The sequence below is a fragment of the Micromonospora echinaurantiaca genome (assembly GCF_900090235.1).
GTDB lineage: Bacteria > Actinomycetota > Actinomycetes > Mycobacteriales > Micromonosporaceae > Micromonospora > Micromonospora echinaurantiaca.
On record NZ_LT607750.1, the window covers coordinates 6,471,494 to 6,487,141 of the forward strand.

Below are 15,648 nucleotides of genomic sequence, written 5' to 3' on the forward strand. Positions count from 1 at the left end.
CTCCCCCAACGTGGGTGCCCAGGCGGTCGACTCCCACGGCGAGCTCCCCGATGGTTGGTGCCATCCCCGTGCCGCCAGTCGCGTTCCCACCCAGCTTGCCCCATCCGGCGTCGGCGGCGCCAGGCGACCCCGGGCGCCGCCGGCACCGTCGCCGGAAAAAATCTTGGCCGGTACGGTCCGGAACCGGGCCACCCGTTCGTCACCCTGGTGAGAATCACCGACCAGGGAGAGCCGAGATGAAGTACATGATGTTCGTCTGCAGCGACACCGAGCCGGACGCCGACCGGGAGAACTGGCCCGACATCGAGGCGTGGGTGGCCGAGAACGACGCCCGTGGCCGCCGGCTGACCGGCGACGTGCTGGCCGAGACGACGGCGGCCACCACGGTCCGGGTGCGCAACGGCGAGCTGCTGGTGTCCGACGGTCCGTTCACCGAGACCAAGGAGGTGATCGTGGGCTTCGACCTGCTGGAGTGCGCCGACCTGGACGAGGCGATCGAGGTGGCCCGGACCCATCCGATGGCCCGGGCCGGCCGGATCGAGCTGCGCCCCTTCGCCGATCTGGCCCCGGGTGACTGACCCACCGGCGGCCGCGACGGCGGACGCCGTCGCGGCCGCCTGCGCCGACTCGTACGCCCGGATCGTCGCCGCGCTGATCCGGGTGACCGGGGACTGGACGCTGGCCGAGGACTGCGCCCAGGAGGCGCTGGCGCTCGCCCTCGAACGGTGGCCCGGCGACGGCGTGCCGGCCAACCCGGGTGGCTGGCTGATGACGGTGGCCCGCAACCGCGCGCTGGACGTGCTGCGCCGGGCCTCCGTCGAACGCCGCAAGCTGCACGAGCTGGCGCTGCTCACGCTGGCCGGCCCGGAACCCGCCGGGGAGGCACCGGCCGGCCCGGACCTCGCGACCGGGGAGGAGATCGTGGACGACCGGCTGCGGCTCGTCTTCACCTGCTGCCATCCGGCGCTGTCGCTGGACGCCCGGGTGGCGCTGACGCTGCGCGTCGTCTGCGGCGTGCCGACCGCCGACATCGCGCGCGCCCTGCTGGTCAGCGAGTCGACGATGACCCGGCGGCTGACCCGGGCGAAGACCCGGATCACCACCGCCGGCATCCCCTACCGGGTGCCGACCGGCCCGATGCTCGCCGAGCGGCTGCCCGGCGTACTCGCGGTGCTCTACCTGCTCTTCACCAGGGGCTACGACGCCGACGGCGAGCCCGCGTTCGCCGACGAGGCGATCCGGCTGGCCCGCCTGCTCGTCCGGCTCATGCCCGACCAGCCGGAGGTCGCCGCGCTGCTCGCGCTCTTCCTGTTGCAGCACTCCCGCCGGGACGCCCGGCGCGACGCCGACGGCAACCTGCTCACGCTCGACCGGCAGGACCGCACCCGCTGGGACCGCGCGGCGATCGCCGAGGCCGTCGACCTCCTGGCCCGGGTGCGCCCGGCCGGCCCGTACGCCCTCCAGGCCCGGATCGCCGCGTGCCACGCCACCGCCGCCTCCGCCGCGGCCACCGACTGGCCGGCCATCGCCCGGGCGTACGACGACCTCGCCCGGATCCAGCCGTCACCGGTGATCGGGCTGAACCGCGCGGTGGCGCACGGCTTCGCGCACGGGCCGGCGGCCGGGCTGGCGCTGCTGGCCGAGGCCCGGGCCGGCGGGGCGCTGGACGGCTACCCGCCGGCCGTGGCGGCCGAGGCCGAGCTGACCGCCCGCCAGGGGGACCGTGAGCGGGCGGCGGCGCTGTTCCGGCGGGCCGCCGCGATGTGCCGGGCGGGTTCCGAGCGGCGCGCCCTGCTGGACCGCGCCGCCGACCTGTCGACCTGAACCGCCGCCGACCGGATCAGGTGCCCGCCGTCAGTGCCGGTGCGCGGCCATCCAGGCGGTGGCGTGGTCGACCAGGGCGGGCTGCGGCATCAGCCGGGCGGTCGCCCCGCCGACCCGGCCGGTCGTCGCCTGCCCGGTGGCGTCGAAGTCGGCGCCCAGGCGGTCGAAGTCGCTCTCGTCGGTCACCACGTCGACCCAGGTGGCCCACCGGCTGGTCCCGTCCGGCTGCCGCAGGGACGACCCGGTCGCCGCGCGCGGCGGCGCGGCCTGCCGGTACTCGGCGAGGTGCAGGGAGGTGTTCGAGTCGTACCCGCAGCCGAGCAGCAGCACCTTGCCGGCCAGCCGGTACACCGCGCCGAGCGGCGAGCGCTCGCCCAGCGCGTCGTCCAGCGGGTGCCCGGCCACCACCTCCACCGCGTGCCGGCCGAGGGCGGCGAAGGAGACCTGCGGGTGGTCGCTGCGCAGCGCCCCCGGCCAGGTGCGGACCGTCTCGGCCAGGACTCCCATGTACCGGCTGGGCGTGCGCGCCGGGTCGAAGCCGGGCGTCCGCTCCCGGATCACCGGCCACCACGCCTCCGGTACGGGCGGGTGCCGCCAGCCGGCCGGGTCGGTGTTGTCCGGCGTGTGGGTCGGCACGACCAGGGTTCCGTCGGGGCCGACGGCGGCCAGCAGCGCCTGCACGACCGCCTGGGTGCCACCGGCGACGAACCCGAGACTCCGGTAGGACGAGTGCACCAGCACCACGTCACCGGCGGCGAGGCCGAGGGCGCGCAGGTCCGACGCGAGGCTGTCCACGGTGTGCGGCATCGACTGGTCCACGCGGCGCAGCGTACGAGGCGGAGGTGCCGCCGCCCACCGGTTTCCGGCGGTCAGCCCGCCGCGGCGGTGGGCAGCGGGTCGGCAGCGCGGCGCGGCAGGGCGGCCAGCGCCAGCCCGAGCAGCGCGCAGAGCGTGCCGGCCACGAAGAACATCGCGAGCGCGGGTTGCCCGAGCCATTCCCACAGCGGGTGCCAGCTCGGGTGCGGCTCGTCGAGGTGGTGGCCGAACAGGTGCGGAACGGTCAGCAGGACCGGTGACCACCACAGGAACATGCTCACCGCGAACAGGACGGTGACCGCGTTGCGGGCCGGGTGCGCGGCCTCGGTGCGCCGGCTCGCCCACCCGAAGAGCAGCCAACCGATGCCGGCGCCGAGCAGGCCACCGAGCAGGCCGGCGGGCAGCACCGCGGGCGGGGCGGCCCGGTTCAGGCTCACCATCAGGTAGCTGCTCACCCCCTGGGGCGGCGAGGTGATCGTCACCCGCAGCACGGTGTCTCCCCGACGGGCCAGGACGGTGGTCTCGGTGTACCGCACGACCGAGGCGCACCACTTGTCGGTGCAGCCGGAGTCCCCGGTGACCATCGGCTCGGACAACTGCCAGCCGGCCTGCCGGAGCCGCCGCTCGGTGTCGGCGACCGTCCGCTCGGCCGGCGCGGGCGGCGCGCCGGCCGCGGTGAGCACCGTCTCGCCCAGTTGGTACTCGCCGCCGTCCGGGAAGAGCACCTGGTCGAGGTTACGAAGCCGCAGCGGCTGGCTGTAGAAGGTGAACAGGGCCGTAGCGGGCTCGACGTCGCCGAGCCGGTGACCGGGGAACACGTCGGCGAAGAGCGCGGCGGCCTCGGCGCGGTCCGGCTGCGGGCGGGAGGTCTCCCAGGCGACCCGGGTGGCGGCGGCCGCGGTGAACAGCCCGCAGATGACGGCCGCGAGGGTCGCCCAGGCACCCACCGTACGGCTGGCCGGGCGGCCGAGCCGGCAGCGCAGCCCGTGCCGGAGCAGATCGACCGCCTCCCGCAGGGTCGGTCGGGTGCGGCCGGGCGGTGCGGCGTCCAGCAGCACGCCGACCATCTCCTCGCCCCGGGCGCGGCGGTAGGCGCGCGGGTGGCAGCAGAGCAGCCGCCGGTAGCGGCGGGCGAGTGGATCGCCGGTCGGCGGCATGGCCGTCCCTTCGAAGGTGGCGCGGGTCAGGCGGTACGCGGGCGGAGCGGGCGTAGCCGGGCCTCGGCGGCGGTGGTGAGCTGGCGCAGCCGGGCGGTCTCGGCGTCGAGGGCGGTGACGCCGTCCGGGGTCAGCCGGTAGTAGCGGCGTAGCCGCCCGTCGACGGTCTCCTCGCGGTCGGGGGCGACCAGCCCCTGCGCGCTGAGCCGGTCGAGGGCGGCGTAGAGGGTGCCGGGCAGCAGCGTGACGCGTTGCTCGGAGAGGGCGGCGACCTCCTGGATGATGCCGTAGCCGTGCCGCGGGCCGGCGGCGAGCGCGGTGAGGATGAGGAACGTCGGCTCGCGCATCGGGGTCACGCGGGTCAACATATTCAGATCATTGATACATGGCAAGGCCGGCAGCCCGACCCGGCGGTTTCCGTCGGTGCCGGTGGTTAGGCTGCTGATCATGCGGATTGGCATCGTGATCCTTCCCGACCAGCGCTGGTCCGAGTCGCAGCGCCGCTGGCGGCAGGCGGACGAGTGGGGCTTCGACCACGCCTGGACGTACGACCACCTGGGCTGGCGGGACCTGGTCGACGGGCCGTGGTTCGACTCGATGGCCACGCTGACCGCCGCCGCGACGGTGACCTCCCGGATCCGCCTCGGCACGCTGGTCGCCTCGCCGAACTTCCGGCACCCGGCCGCGTTCGCCCGGCAGGTGACCGCGCTCGACGACGTCTGCGGTGGCCGGTTGCTGCTCGGCCTCGGCGCCGGCGGCATCGGCTTCGACGCCGCCGTGCTCGGCGGCGAGACGCTGCCGCCGCGGCAGCGGGTGGACCGGTTCGGCGAGTTCACCGAGCTGCTGGACCTCGTCCTGCGTGAGGACGGGACGACCTGGCGGGGTGACTGGTTCGCCGCGGTGGACGCCCGGAACAACCCCGGCTGCGTCCAGCTGCCCCGGGTGCCGTTCGTGGTGGCGGCGAACGGGCCCCGCTCGATGAAGCTGGTGGCCCGGTTCGGCCAGGGGTGGGTCACCACCGGCTCCGGCGGCGACGACCTGGACAGCTGGTGGGACGGGGTCGGCGAGCTGTGCGCCCGGCTGGACAAGACGCTGGCCGCCGCCGGGCGCGACCCGGTCACCCTGGACCGCTACCTCTCGCTCGACTCGGCGCCGGAGTTCTCGCTGCGCAGCGCCCAGTTCTTCGCCGACCAGGTCGAGCGCGCCGCCGCGCTCGGCTTCACCGACGTGGTGACCCACTGGCCCCGGGCCAGCAGCTGGTACGCCGGCGACGAGGAGGTGCTGGTGGACGTGGCCACCCGGCTGCTGCCCGAGCTGCGCCGCGGCTGACCGGTCCGCCCGCTGCCCCGACCTGCGGCGGTTCCGGCGGCTACGGTCCGAGGTCGCCGGTGGCCACGCCGCCCTCGCCGGCGGACACCAGCCGGAAGCGGATGCAGACGATGTCGGTGTCGTCGGTGACCGGGGTGCCGACCCGGTCCCAGTAGGCCGCGTGCCCGGCCCGCCACTCCTCGATCGACCGGTCGCCCTCCCCCTCCGAGCGGGCGAAGTCCCAGGACACCTCGGCGAACGGGACCACCTCGACGCCGGTCACCTCGACGACGCCGGCCAGCGCGTCCGCGTCGTCGACGAGGACCAGCCGCTCACCGACCTGCTCCAGCTCCTCGCCCTCCTCGGCGTACTCGGTGAGCAGGCCGGCGGTGGCGGTCTTCACCCCGGCCAGCACCAACGTGTTCAGCCGCGTCCGCAGCTCGCCGGGAGTGCCGAGGGCGAGCGTGCGCAGTCCACCGATCCGAGGCCACATCCTGCCGAGGCTACGCCCGGGACGGTCGGGGGTCGCCAGATTTGTCGCCCACGGACGGACGGTCCGGCGATACGGTGGGCGGATCGACGATCAGGAGGCAGCCATGGCGGACCGGCGTGCGGTGCTCATCCCTGGCCGAGGCTATGACACCCGGTTCCCGCTCTTCCTCTACCTTGGTGAGGCGCTGCGCCGCGCCGGCTTCGCCCTGCACGCCATCTCCTGGCAGGTGCCCGAGAGCCTCGGGTCGGACCGGGACGGGGCGGGCTCGGCCGCCGACTGGGTGACCGGGCAGGTCGCCCCGACCCTCACCGGGCGGATGGAACTGCTGGTCGGCAAGTCCCTCGGTACGCTGGCCGCGCCGCTCGCCGCCGACCGGGGGCTGCCCGCCGTCTGGCTCACCCCGCTGCTGCACATGGCACCGGTGGTCGACGCGCTGGACCGCGCCACCGCACCGTTCCTGCTGATCGGGGGCACCGCCGACCCGTCCTGGGACGGCGCGGTCGCCCGCCGGCTCACCCCACACGTGGTGGAGATCGACCAGGCCGACCACGCGCTGATGGTCCCGGGTCCGCTGGCCCGCTCCGCCGAGGCGCTCGGCCGGGTCTGCACGGCGGTGGAGGAGTTCGTCCGCTGAGCCGGCCGGCCGCCCGGTGCCGCGCCCACTCCCCGCGGCTGCGGGCAGCGACGTGGCCCCGCCCGGCCGTTCAAGCGTGCAGCGCGTCGGCGGTCACCAGGCCCCGGATCCGTAGCTCGACGGCGAGCTCCGGGGCGCAGTCGAGGACCACGGTGGCGGTGCCGACCGGTTCGGCCCCCCGGGCGGCGCAGATCTCGTAGATCGCGCGCACCTGTGCCGCGGTGGCCACCCAGTCGTCCACCACCAGCACCCGGTCGGTCCGGTCCAGGGCGTGGTCCCGCACGGCCAGGTCCACCCGCCGGCCGCGGAAGTCCGGCGGGCTCTGCGCCCAGGTCAGCGGCCCGGCCGGCAGGCGACCGTCGCCCGGCTTGTGCGCCGGCACGAAACCCACCCCGAGCGCGGTCGCGGCGAGCGGACCGAGCAGGAAACCGGTGACCGCCGGGGAGACGACCACGGTGGGCCGGGCCGCCCGGAACGGCTCCACCAGGGCCGGACCCAGGCGGGTGAGCACATCCGGATCCCGCCACCAGCCGGAGACGTCGCTGACCAGGTGGCTGGCGCCGGGACCGGGGTCGATCCAGCGGAACAACGCGGCCAGACGTTCGCTCAGCTCAGCGGGCATGTCACCCATCCTGCGGGATCGGCGCGAACCCCGGCGGGGCAGGCGAGCACCGGGCGGTCACGGGCGGTCACCGGGCCGGGCGGCCCACCTCGGGTCGGATGATCGGCCACACGTATGACCGCAATTCCGGGCATACCACAATGATCACGTTGACTTCGGAAGTACTTCTCTCGTTACGGTCCGAGCCGGTTTGTTCAGATCGCGAAAGGACCGGTTCCGGTGGCTGGTAGGCACCACGTCCGTACCCGCAGGTTCTCCTCGCCGGCCGGGATCGCGGCCGCCGCGGCGCTCGGCGTCGCGCTCGCCGTCGGCGGCACCGTGGGCGCCGTGCAGCTCACCGCCGGCTCGGAGCCGGCGCGGCCGGTCGCCGTCGACCTCTCGCCGGCCACGCCCGGCAGCGCCGCACCCAGCCCGTCGAGCCCGAGCCCGTCGCCGAGCGTGACCGCGAGCCCCGCGGCCACCCGGTCGCCGCAGGCGCCGTCGCGGAGCAAGCCCCGCACCGCCAGCCCGAAGCCGACCGCGACGGCGAAGAAGACCGCCACCACCAAGGTGGTGGAGAGCGGCTCGTGCGGCGCCTCCTTCTACTCCGACGGCCAGCTGACCGCCAACGGCGAGAACTTCAACCCGGACGCGCTGACCGCCGCGCACAAGACGCTGCCGTTCAACACCCGGGTCCGGGTGACCAACCCGGACAACGGCAAGTCGGTGACCGTACGGATCAACGACCGGGGCCCGTTCATCGAGGGCCGCTGCATCGACCTGTCCCGGGCCGCGTTCGCCGAGATCGCGTCGCTCGACCTCGGGCACGTGGACGTGCGCTACGAGGTGCTCGGCTGAGCCCGTGCCGGACGGCGATCGGCCCGGCGGCGGGGGCCGCGCGGTCAGAACCTCCTCAGTCGACGGGCCAGGTCCATTCAACCGTTCACGTCCATCAGGCATGCTGTCCCTCGTACGTACGCAACCCTTCCAGTCGGGCCGCGGCCCGCTGAGCCCCGGATCCCGCGCCGGTCTCGGCGCGGCCCTCGCCCTGCTCGCGATCGTGTCCTCGGTCGAGCTGGCCGACGGGCGGCCGGCCCACTACATCGCACTCATGGTGGCCGCGCCCTTCCTGGCCGCCGCGCTGGCGTCCTGGCGGGTGGTGCTGGGCGTCGGCGTCGTGGCCACTGCGATCGGCGCTACGTTCGCCCTCTGTGACTGGTCGATCTCCCTGGTCAACGGGGTGAACGTGGCCGGCATCGCGCTCGGCACCGGCATCGCGGCCGCTGTCGCCGCGGTGCGGCAGCGACAGGCCGAGCAGATCGCCGAGCTGTCCAAGCTGGCGGCGGTGGCCCAGCAGGCGGTGCTGCGCCCGCTCGGCCCGCAGGTCGGCACGCTCTCCGTCGCCGGCCGGTACATCTCGTCCACCGCCACCGCCGAGATCGGCGGCGACCTGTACGAGGCGATCGACACCCCGTACGGGGTCCGCATGATCATCGGCGACGTACGGGGCAAGGGGCTGGAGGCGGTCCGGCTGGCCAGCATCGTGCTGGGTTCCTACCGGCACGTCGCGTACGAGCGGGCCGACCTGCGCGCCGTGGTGGCCGACCTGGACCGGGCGGTGGCCCGCAGCGTCGGCGACGAGGACTTCGTCACCGCGGCGCTGGTCGAGGAGCGGGGCGGGACGCTCACCATCGTCAACTGCGGCCACCCGCCGCCGCTGCTGCTGCGCCGGGGCGCGGTGATCCCGCTGGAACCGCCGGCGCCCGCCCCGCCGCTGGGCTTCATGCCGGTGGTCCGGCCCCGGGTCGAGCGGCTGGAGCCGGGCGACCGGCTGCTGCTCTTCACCGACGGGCTCGGCGAGGCCCGGCGGGACGGGGAGTTCTTCCCCACCGCCGACCGGGCCTGGCGGCTGCTCGGCCACGGCACCGTCGCCGACGGGCTGGCCTCGCTGGAGACCGCGCTGGTGGAGTGGGTGCACGGCCGGCTCGACGACGACATCGCCCTGGTGCTGATGGAGTACACCGGCTCCCGGGGCGGCTCGGACACGCCCGTCCCCAGCTGGGAGGTCGGCGCCGCCGAGAGCTGAGCGCGACGGCCGCCGGCACGGCGTACCGGGCCGGAAGGACAGCTGAACCGCAGGTGTGTAATCGCTGTCACTTCCGGAATCGGGTTGTCGGTACCTACCCGTGAGTAATACAGTCTGGGTTACTGATCGGTAACACCTGTCCGGAAGCGGGGCCAGCGAGCATGACCCACTACAAGAGCAACCTTCGGGACCTCGAGTTCAACCTCTTCGAGGTCTTCGGGGCGGACCGGGCGTTCGGCCAGGAGCCGTACTCGGATCTCGACGTCGACACCGCGCGCAGCATCCTCGCCGAGGTCGACCGCCTCGCTCGCGAGGACCTGGCCGCCAGCTACTCGGACAGCGACCGCAACCCGCCGGTCTTCGACCCGGCCACGCACACCGCGCCGCTGCCGGAGTCGTTCAAGAAGTCGTACCAGGCGTTCATGGAGTCCGAGTTCTGGCGCCTCGACCTGCCGCCGGAGCTGGACGGCACCAACGCCCCGCGGGCCCTGTGGTGGGCGCTCGCCGAGCTGGTCCTCGGCTCGAACGCCCCGGTCTGGATGTACGCCTCCGGCCCGTCCTTCGCGCACGTGCTGCACGTCGAGGGCACCGAGCGGCAGAAGAAGTGGGCCAAGCTCTTCATCGACAAGCAGTGGGGCTCCACCATGGTGCTCACCGAGCCGGACGCCGGCTCGGACGTCGGCGCCGGCCGCACCCGCGCCATCCCGCAGCCGGACGGCTCGTGGCACATCGAGGGCGTCAAGCGCTTCATCACCTCGGGCGAGCACGACCTGACCGACAACATCGTCCACTACGTGCTGGCCCGGCCGGTCGGCGTGGAGGGCGTGGGCGGCCCGGGCACCAAGGGTCTGTCCCTGTTCGTCGTGCCGAAGTACCACTTCGACGAGGAGACCGGCGAGCTGGGCGAGCGCAACGGCGTCTTCGCCACCAACGTCGAGCACAAGATGGGCATCAAGGTCTCGAACACCTGCGAGATGACCTTCGGTGAGCACGGCGTGCCGGCCAAGGGCTGGCTGCTGGGCGACAAGCACGACGGCATCCGGCAGATGTTCATGATCATCGAGTACGCCCGGATGATGGTCGGCACCAAGGCGATCGCCACCCTCTCCACCGGCTACCTGAACGCCCTCGAGTACGCGAAGAGCCGCGTGCAGGGCGCCGACCTGATCCAGCAGGCCGACAAGACCGCGCCCCGGGTGACCATCACCCACCACCCGGACGTGCGCCGCTCGCTGCTGCTGCAGAAGTCGTACGCCGAGGGTCTGCGCGCCCTCGTCCTCTACACCGCGTCCTGGCAGGACAAGGTCGCCATCGCCGAGGCGGCCGGCGACGAGAAGGCGACCAAGCTCGCCAAGCGGGTCAACGACCTGCTGCTGCCGCTGGTCAAGGGCGTCGGCTCGGAGCGGGCGTACGAGCTGCTCGGCCACGAGGCGCTGCAGACCTTCGGCGGTTCCGGCTTCCTGCAGGACTACCCGCTGGAGCAGTACGTCCGGGACGCCAAGATCGACACCCTGTACGAGGGCACCACGGCGATCCAGAGCCTCGACCTGATCTTCCGGAAGATCGTCCGGGACAACGGCAAGGCCCTGATGGCGGTGGCCGCCGAGATCCAGGAGTTCATCACCACCGAGGGCGGCAACGGCCAGCTCAAGGAGGAGCGCCAGGCGCTCGGCAAGGCGCTCGCCGAGGTGCAGAACATCCTCGGCGTGATGACCGGCTGGCTCGGCGAGGCGCAGGGCGGTGACACCCGGGCCCTCTACAAGGTCGGCCTGAGCAGCCGCCGGTTCCTGCTGGCGATCGGCGACCTGGTGGTCGGCTGGCTGCTCCAGCGGCAGGCCGACGTGGCGCTGAGCGCCCTGAACGGCGAGGTGTCCGCCGCCGACAAGGCGTTCTACACCGGCAAGGTGGCCGCCGCCCGGTTCTTCGCCCGCGAGGTGCTGCCCCGCATCGGCGCCGACCGCCGGATCATCGAGGGCACCGACCTGGACGTCATGGACCTCCCGGAGGAGGCCTTCTGAGTCACGCCGTACCGCGCCCCGGCGCGGCGGCGAAGCCGGGGTGACCCGGCACCGGCCCGGCACCGACGGCCGGCGGGCAGCAGCCCGCCGGCCGTCGGCGTGTCTCCGGGCCGGGTGTCGGTCCGTGTCCCTGCCGTCCGGATCGCCCCGGGGTCGGCCATACCGGGTGCGACGGCGCTCGGGTGGGAAGTCGCGGGATTTGCCGGTGCCGGCCGGGTAGCCCGTCGGTGTGGCGGGTAACCCTCGCGCGACGAACGTCAGAGCACGCCCAGAGCCACCGCACGGGGGAGTGCAGCGCACATGGGCATTGGTAGCGGGATCTTTCTCATCGCCATCGGCGCGATCCTGACCTTCGCCATCCGGGCCAACGTCTGGTGGATCGACCTGCGCGCCGTCGGCTGGGTCTTCATCCTGGCCGGGCTGGCCGTACTGCTCACCACGCTCTGGTTCTGGCAGGACCGGCGCAAGCGGGCGCGGACGCTCATCGTGGAGGAGAACCGGCTGTCCCATCCGACCGCGATGATGCCGCCCCCACCGGACCCGCCGCCGCCGACCGCACCGCCCTCGTGAGCCGGCCGCCGACGGCCTGAGGGCCGCCTCCGGAGCGCCGCGTCCACCAGCGGCACCCGAGCCACCCGCCGAGCACCGGGCGGGTGGCTCGACCACGTCCACCCGCGCACAGGCTCAGCCGCGGGCGGTGTGCCGGTCGGTGATCTCGGCCCGTCCGCGGCCCAGTTCCGCCCAGGTCACCCCGGTGCGGTGCACCACCACGTCGCTGGTGCGCAGGCCGTCCTGGTCCGCCCGCTCCGGGTCGAGCAGCGCGGAGAAGAGCGAGATGCCCGGGTTGTGGGCGACCAGCAGCACCGTCCGGGCGGCCGGGTCGACCCGCCGGACCAGCGCCAGCAGGTCCTCCGGCTGCGCCTCGTAGGCGTCGGCCTCGTAGTGCACCGCCGGCGCGGGGCCCGCCGGGCCGCCCTCCGGCGGCGTACCGGTCATGCCCATCGCCACCCGGTGCCAGGTCTGCCGGGTGCGCCGGGAGGCCGAGCAGATCACCACGTCGGGCAGCAGCTCGTGCCGGGCCAGCCAGGCGCCGGCCGCCGCGGCGTCGGCCGCCCCGCGTACGGACAGGCCCCGATCGACGTCCGGCCCGTCGTCGGGCGGCTCGGCCTTGGAGTGCCGGAGCAACACCAGCGTCCGTTCCTCGGCGTACGCGTCCGTCATGTCCTCAGCTTGCCCGATTGGCGATCACAGCGCCGGGGTAAGTCGATGGATGCCGCAACCTCACCGATGGCCGCGGCGGAGGTAAACGCCAGCTGACAGCCGAGGAGGCGCCGAGATGGGCATTGGTGGCAGTATCTTCCTGATCGCACTGGGTGCGATCTTCGCGTTCGCCGTGCAGGCGGATCTGGGCTGGCTCGACCTGAGCGTCGTCGGCTGGGTGCTGATGCTCGCCGGGGTCGCCGGTCTGCTCGTCACCCTCTACTTCTGGAACTCCCGGCGGCGCACGGTGGTCGCCACCCCCGCCCGGGGCGACCGGGTGGTCGCCGAGCGGGTGGTGCCGGTGCAGGACGACCGGGTCGTGCAGGAGTACCGCGAGGTGCGCCGCCCGGGCCGCACGGTCTGACGCCATCGCCTGCTTCCGGGGGCTCCGCGACGTCGCGGAGCCCCCGGCGCGCGTCCGTCAGGCGAAGAGCGCGAAGTAGATGGCGATGTGGTGGCAGATCGCGGCGACCAGCGTGCAGGCGTGGAAGAACTCGTGGTGGCCGAAGACGGTGGGCCACGGATTGGGCCGGCGGAGCGCGTAGAAGATGGCGCCGACGCTGTAGATGGCGCCACCGACGATCAGCAGCACCAGCGCGGCCACCCCGCCGGAGTGCAGGATGTCCGGCAGCATCGCGACCGACACCCAGCCGAGGGCCAGGTAGAGCGGCGCGGAGACCCAGCGGGGGGCGTGCGGCCAGACCAGCTTGAGCGCCACTCCGGCCAGCGCACCGCCCCAGACCACCGACAGCATGACCACCGCCGGCCGGAAGTCCAGCAGCAGGACGCAGAACGGCGTGTAGGTGCCGGCGATGAACACGAAGATCATCGAGTGGTCCAGCCGGCGCATGATCTGGTAGCCGCGCTCCGACCACACCCGACGGTGGTAGAGGGCGCTGGTGCCGAAGAGGCCGCAGACCGTCAGGCTGTAGACCACGCAGCTGACCAGCGGCGCCCAGCCGGGCCGGGTGGCGGCGATCGAGCAGAGCACGATCCCGCAGACGAGGGCGACGAAGAAGGCGTACGTGTGCAGCCAGCCGCGCATCCGGGGTTTACCGATGTCGACCGGCTTGAGTCGAAGCGGGGCGGAGGTCGTCACGCCCAATAGGTTACGGCACCGTAGGTTACTTGTTGGTAGTGCAACCGGTCACTCCCGCCGCGGGACCTCCGACCCTCCCGCCCGGCCAGCCGGATCGGCGAGGATGGCCGGATGCGGATCCGACCCGTCGGGGCGCACGCCCTGCTGCTCGACTGCGCCGAACCGGAAGCCCACCCCGCGCCCGCGCCGGACGTCGCGGAGCTGGTCGAGGCGTGGCGGGCCGAGCTGTGGCACCGTCGGGAACGCGGTGAGCTGGACGCCGCCGAGATCGTGCCGGCGGCCACCACCGTCCTGCTCGACGGCGTGCCGGACCCGGCGGCCACCGCCGCCCGGATCGCCGGCTGGACCCCGCGACCGCCCGCCACCACGGCCGCCGCCGCGACGGTCCAGATTCCGGTGACGTACGACGGGGAGGACCTGCCCGCCGTCGCCGGCCACTGGGGCGTGGACGTGCCGACGGTGGTCCGGCGGCTGCGCCAGACCCGGTTCCGGGTGGCCTTCTGCGGCTTCGCGCCCGGTTTCGCGTACCTGACCGGGCTGCCGGCCGGGCTGGCCGTGCCCCGGCTGCCCAGTCCGCGCCCCCGGGTGCCGGCCGGCTCGGTCGCCCTGGCCGGCCCGTACGCCGGCATCTACCCGAGCGCCTCACCGGGCGGCTGGCTGCTGGTCGGGCGCACCGGGACGACCCTCTTCGACGTGCACGCCGACCCGCCCGCCCGGCTCACCCCCGGCACCGAGGTACGCCTGGTGGCCGCGTGACGGCGGCGACCGTCGAGGTGCTTCGGGCCGGCGCGCTCACCACCGTCCAGGACCTGGGCCGGCCCGGCTGGGCACACCTCGGCGTACCCCGCTCCGGCGCGCTCGACCCGGCCGCGCTGCGGCTGGCCAACCGGCTGGTCGGCAACCCCGAGGCGGCGGCCGGCCTGGAGATCACCCTGACCGGCTGCGAGCTGCGATTCTCCCGGGCCGCCCCGGTCGCGGTGACCGGCGCCGGCACCACCGTCCGGGTCGACGACCGCCCCGGCGACGTGGGTCGGCCGCTGTCCCTGCCCGCGGGCGCGGTGCTGCGGATCGGCCCACCCCCCGACGGGCTGCGCAACTGGCTCGCGGTCGGCGGCGGCATCGCCGTCGAGCCGGTGCTCGGCAGCCGGTCCACCGACACCCTCTCCGGGCTCGGCCCGGCACCACTGCGCGACGGCGACCGGCTGCCACTGGGCACGCCGTCCGGGCCGCCCGCCCCGGTGGACCTGACCGTCGGCGCGCCCGCCCCGGCCGAGCTGCGCCTGGCCCTGCGGCTCGGGCCCCGGCACGACTGGTTCACCCCGGACGCGCTGGACCGGCTGCTCGGCACGGCGTACGCGGTGAGCCCGCTGAGCAACCGGGTCGGCGCGCGCCTCACCGGCGCGCCGCTACCCCGCGCGGTGGCCCGGGAACTGCCCAGCGAAGGGCTGGTGCTCGGCGCGGTGCAGGTGCCGGCGGACGGCCAGCCACTGGTCTTCCTCGCCGACCATCCGACCACCGGCGGCTACCCGGTCGTCGGGGTGGTGGCCGACGTGACCCCGCTCGCGCAGGCCCGGCCAGGCACTACGGTGAGGTTTCATGGACCTCAACGCTGACCTCGGCGAGGGTTTCGGCATCTGGCGGCTCGGTGACGACGACGCGCTGCTGAACCTGGTCACCTCCGCCAACGTCGCCTGCGGCTTCCACGGTGGTGACCCGCCCACCATGCGCCGGGTCTGCGCCGCCGCCGTCCAGCGGGGCGTCGCGATCGGCGCTCAGGTCGGCTACCGGGACCTCGCCGGGTTCGGCCGCCGGCACATCGGGTACGCCTTCGCCGAGCTGCGCGACGAGATCATCTACCAGCTCGGCGCGTTGGACGCGTTCTGCCGGGTGTTCCGCGGCCGGGTGCGCTACCTGAAACCGCACGGCGCGCTCTACCACGCCGCGGCCCGCGACGAGTCCCAGGCCGCGGCGGTGGTCGCCGCCGTCGGCGAGTACGACCACGAGCTGCCGGTGCTCTGCGCGCCCGGCTCGATGCTCGCCCAGCTCGCGGTCGGCGCCGGCCTGCGGGTGGTGGCGGAGGGCTTCGCCGACCGGGGCTACCTGCCCAACGGGCAACTGGTGCCGCGCACCGCGTTCGGCGCGCTGGTCACCGACCCGGAGGAGGTGGCCGCCCGGGCCGTCCGGATGGCCACCGAGCGGACCGTGGTGGCCGTCGACGGCAGCGTGATCCCGTGCCCGGTGGAGTCGATCTGCCTGCACGGCGACAGCCCCGGCGCGGTGGCCGCCGCCGAGCTGGTCCGCGCCGCCCTGATCGACGCCGGCGTCACGCCCACGCCGTTCGCCCGGTAGCCG

At 74.3% G+C, this 15,648-nt stretch carries 19 protein-coding genes and 1 riboswitch; of the genes, 12 read left to right on the plus strand and 7 right to left on the minus strand.

The features are described 5' to 3' along the window. Positions 1-9: 9 nt before the first annotated feature. Positions 10-92: riboswitch (ZMP/ZTP riboswitch) on the minus strand. A gap of 144 nt (positions 93-236) precedes the next feature. Together GA0070609_RS29385 and GA0070609_RS29390 are read left to right on the plus strand one after the other, a co-directional pair. Next, complete coding sequence (locus GA0070609_RS29385; protein WP_088996794.1) at positions 237-578, plus strand: YciI family protein; 342 nt, start codon at positions 237-239, stop codon at positions 576-578. Further along, complete coding sequence (locus GA0070609_RS29390; protein ID WP_088996795.1) at positions 571-1,824, plus strand: RNA polymerase sigma factor; 1,254 nt, start codon at positions 571-573, stop codon at positions 1,822-1,824. The genes GA0070609_RS29385 and GA0070609_RS29390 overlap by 8 nt, the downstream gene beginning before the upstream one ends. 30 nt (positions 1,825-1,854) lie before the next feature. On the opposite strand, the gene GA0070609_RS29395 is transcribed toward GA0070609_RS29390, so the two are convergent. From GA0070609_RS29395 to GA0070609_RS29405, 3 genes are read right to left on the minus strand one after another with little or no spacing between them, the layout of a single operon-like run. After that, positions 1,855-2,643, minus strand: a complete 789-nt coding sequence (locus GA0070609_RS29395; protein WP_088996796.1) for an aminoglycoside N(3)-acetyltransferase — start codon at positions 2,641-2,643, stop codon at positions 1,855-1,857. A gap of 50 nt (positions 2,644-2,693) precedes the next feature. Further along, positions 2,694-3,797, minus strand: coding sequence for a hypothetical protein (locus GA0070609_RS29400; RefSeq protein ID WP_088996797.1), 1,104 nt, complete (start codon positions 3,795-3,797; stop codon positions 2,694-2,696). A gap of 26 nt (positions 3,798-3,823) precedes the next feature. Next, positions 3,824-4,144: a PadR family transcriptional regulator gene (locus GA0070609_RS29405; protein ID WP_088998035.1), complete on the minus strand. Its 321-nt coding sequence runs from the start codon at positions 4,142-4,144 to the stop codon at positions 3,824-3,826. Between the two features lie 94 nt (positions 4,145-4,238). On the opposite strand from GA0070609_RS29405, the gene GA0070609_RS29410 reads away from it, so the two are divergent. Next, entirely contained in the window at positions 4,239-5,126 is an 888-nt protein-coding gene (locus GA0070609_RS29410) for an LLM class flavin-dependent oxidoreductase (RefSeq protein ID WP_088998036.1), read from the plus strand. 40 nt (positions 5,127-5,166) lie between these two features. Here GA0070609_RS29410 and GA0070609_RS29415 read toward each other — a convergent pair whose 3' ends face one another. Beyond that, positions 5,167-5,598, minus strand: a complete 432-nt coding sequence (locus tag GA0070609_RS29415) for an ASCH domain-containing protein (RefSeq protein WP_088996798.1) — start codon at positions 5,596-5,598, stop codon at positions 5,167-5,169. A 103-nt stretch (positions 5,599-5,701) separates the two neighbouring features. Here GA0070609_RS29415 and GA0070609_RS29420 point away from each other — a divergent pair, with 103 nt between their 5' ends. Further along, positions 5,702-6,232, plus strand: coding sequence for an alpha/beta fold hydrolase (locus GA0070609_RS29420; RefSeq protein WP_088996799.1), 531 nt, complete (start codon positions 5,702-5,704; stop codon positions 6,230-6,232). A gap of 70 nt (positions 6,233-6,302) precedes the next feature. Here the strand turns inward: GA0070609_RS29420 and GA0070609_RS29425 are convergent, their stop codons facing one another. Then, a complete protein-coding gene (locus tag GA0070609_RS29425; RefSeq protein WP_088996800.1) occupies positions 6,303-6,854 on the minus strand; it encodes a phosphoribosyltransferase in 552 nt (183 codons plus the stop codon). 219 nt (positions 6,855-7,073) lie between these two features. Between GA0070609_RS29425 and GA0070609_RS29430 the strand changes: the two genes are divergently transcribed. The 4 genes from GA0070609_RS29430 to GA0070609_RS29445 all read left to right on the plus strand — a co-directional run bounded on the left by GA0070609_RS29430 (position 7,074) and on the right by GA0070609_RS29445 (position 11,507). Further along, positions 7,074-7,691, plus strand: coding sequence for a septal ring lytic transglycosylase RlpA family protein (locus GA0070609_RS29430; protein ID WP_088996801.1), 618 nt, complete (start codon positions 7,074-7,076; stop codon positions 7,689-7,691). Between the two features lie 100 nt (positions 7,692-7,791). Continuing rightward, the gene (locus GA0070609_RS29435; protein WP_088996802.1) at positions 7,792-8,919 is read left to right on the plus strand and encodes a PP2C family protein-serine/threonine phosphatase; all 1,128 of its coding nucleotides are present in this window, start codon (positions 7,792-7,794) and stop codon (positions 8,917-8,919) included. Between the two features lie 161 nt (positions 8,920-9,080). Then, on the plus strand, positions 9,081-10,937 hold the full coding sequence (locus GA0070609_RS29440; protein WP_088996803.1) for an acyl-CoA dehydrogenase: 1,857 nt from the start codon (positions 9,081-9,083) through the stop codon (positions 10,935-10,937). Positions 10,938-11,237: 300 nt separating this feature from the next. Then, a complete protein-coding gene (locus tag GA0070609_RS29445; protein WP_088996804.1) occupies positions 11,238-11,507 on the plus strand; it encodes a DUF6458 family protein in 270 nt (89 codons plus the stop codon). A gap of 114 nt (positions 11,508-11,621) precedes the next feature. Here the strand turns inward: GA0070609_RS29445 and GA0070609_RS29450 are convergent, their stop codons facing one another. Further along, positions 11,622-12,158: a SixA phosphatase family protein gene (locus GA0070609_RS29450; protein ID WP_088996805.1), complete on the minus strand. Its 537-nt coding sequence runs from the start codon at positions 12,156-12,158 to the stop codon at positions 11,622-11,624. A 115-nt stretch (positions 12,159-12,273) separates the two neighbouring features. Here GA0070609_RS29450 and GA0070609_RS29455 point away from each other — a divergent pair, with 115 nt between their 5' ends. Further along, on the plus strand, positions 12,274-12,561 hold the full coding sequence (locus GA0070609_RS29455) for a DUF6458 family protein (protein ID WP_088996806.1): 288 nt from the start codon (positions 12,274-12,276) through the stop codon (positions 12,559-12,561). A gap of 57 nt (positions 12,562-12,618) precedes the next feature. On the opposite strand, the gene trhA is transcribed toward GA0070609_RS29455, so the two are convergent. After that, the gene (trhA, locus tag GA0070609_RS29460) at positions 12,619-13,296 is read right to left on the minus strand and encodes a PAQR family membrane homeostasis protein TrhA (RefSeq protein WP_088996807.1); all 678 of its coding nucleotides are present in this window, start codon (positions 13,294-13,296) and stop codon (positions 12,619-12,621) included. 111 nt (positions 13,297-13,407) lie between these two features. Between trhA and GA0070609_RS29465 the strand changes: the two genes are divergently transcribed. From GA0070609_RS29465 to GA0070609_RS29475, 3 genes are read left to right on the plus strand one after another with little or no spacing between them, the layout of a single operon-like run. Then, entirely contained in the window at positions 13,408-14,052 is a 645-nt protein-coding gene (locus GA0070609_RS29465) for a 5-oxoprolinase subunit B family protein (RefSeq protein WP_088996808.1), read from the plus strand. Beyond that, positions 13,950-14,909: a 5-oxoprolinase subunit C family protein gene (locus tag GA0070609_RS29470; protein WP_408630686.1), complete on the plus strand. Its 960-nt coding sequence runs from the start codon at positions 13,950-13,952 to the stop codon at positions 14,907-14,909. Before GA0070609_RS29465 ends, GA0070609_RS29470 begins: the two co-directional genes overlap by 103 nt. After that, positions 14,893-15,645 carry a LamB/YcsF family protein gene (locus GA0070609_RS29475; protein ID WP_088996810.1) on the plus strand — a complete coding sequence of 251 codons (753 nt, stop codon included), beginning with the start codon at positions 14,893-14,895 and terminating at the stop codon, positions 15,643-15,645. Before GA0070609_RS29470 ends, GA0070609_RS29475 begins: the two co-directional genes overlap by 17 nt. Positions 15,646-15,648 lie beyond the last annotated feature (3 nt).

Bases quoted from the DNA above. Each gene is read 5' to 3' on its own strand.
- GA0070609_RS29385 (WP_088996794.1), top strand. From the start codon at position 237: ATGAAGTACATGATGTTCGTCTGCAGCGACACCGAGCCGGACGCCGAC.
- GA0070609_RS29400 (WP_088996797.1), bottom strand. From the start codon at position 3,797: ATGCCGCCGACCGGCGATCCACTCGCCCGCCGCTACCGGCGGCTGCTC.
- GA0070609_RS29405 (WP_088998035.1), bottom strand. From the start codon at position 4,144: ATGCGCGAGCCGACGTTCCTCATCCTCACCGCGCTCGCCGCCGGCCCG.
- GA0070609_RS29415 (WP_088996798.1), bottom strand. From the start codon at position 5,598: ATGTGGCCTCGGATCGGTGGACTGCGCACGCTCGCCCTCGGCACTCCC.
- GA0070609_RS29420 (WP_088996799.1), top strand. From the start codon at position 5,702: ATGGCGGACCGGCGTGCGGTGCTCATCCCTGGCCGAGGCTATGACACC.
- GA0070609_RS29425 (WP_088996800.1), bottom strand. From the start codon at position 6,854: ATGCCCGCTGAGCTGAGCGAACGTCTGGCCGCGTTGTTCCGCTGGATC.
- GA0070609_RS29435 (WP_088996802.1), top strand. From the start codon at position 7,792: ATGCTGTCCCTCGTACGTACGCAACCCTTCCAGTCGGGCCGCGGCCCG.
- GA0070609_RS29440 (WP_088996803.1), top strand. From the start codon at position 9,081: ATGACCCACTACAAGAGCAACCTTCGGGACCTCGAGTTCAACCTCTTC.
- GA0070609_RS29445 (WP_088996804.1), top strand. From the start codon at position 11,238: ATGGGCATTGGTAGCGGGATCTTTCTCATCGCCATCGGCGCGATCCTG.
- GA0070609_RS29450 (WP_088996805.1), bottom strand. From the start codon at position 12,158: ATGACGGACGCGTACGCCGAGGAACGGACGCTGGTGTTGCTCCGGCAC.
- GA0070609_RS29455 (WP_088996806.1), top strand. From the start codon at position 12,274: ATGGGCATTGGTGGCAGTATCTTCCTGATCGCACTGGGTGCGATCTTC.
- GA0070609_RS29465 (WP_088996808.1), top strand. From the start codon at position 13,408: ATGCGGATCCGACCCGTCGGGGCGCACGCCCTGCTGCTCGACTGCGCC.
- GA0070609_RS29475 (WP_088996810.1), top strand. From the start codon at position 14,893: ATGGACCTCAACGCTGACCTCGGCGAGGGTTTCGGCATCTGGCGGCTC.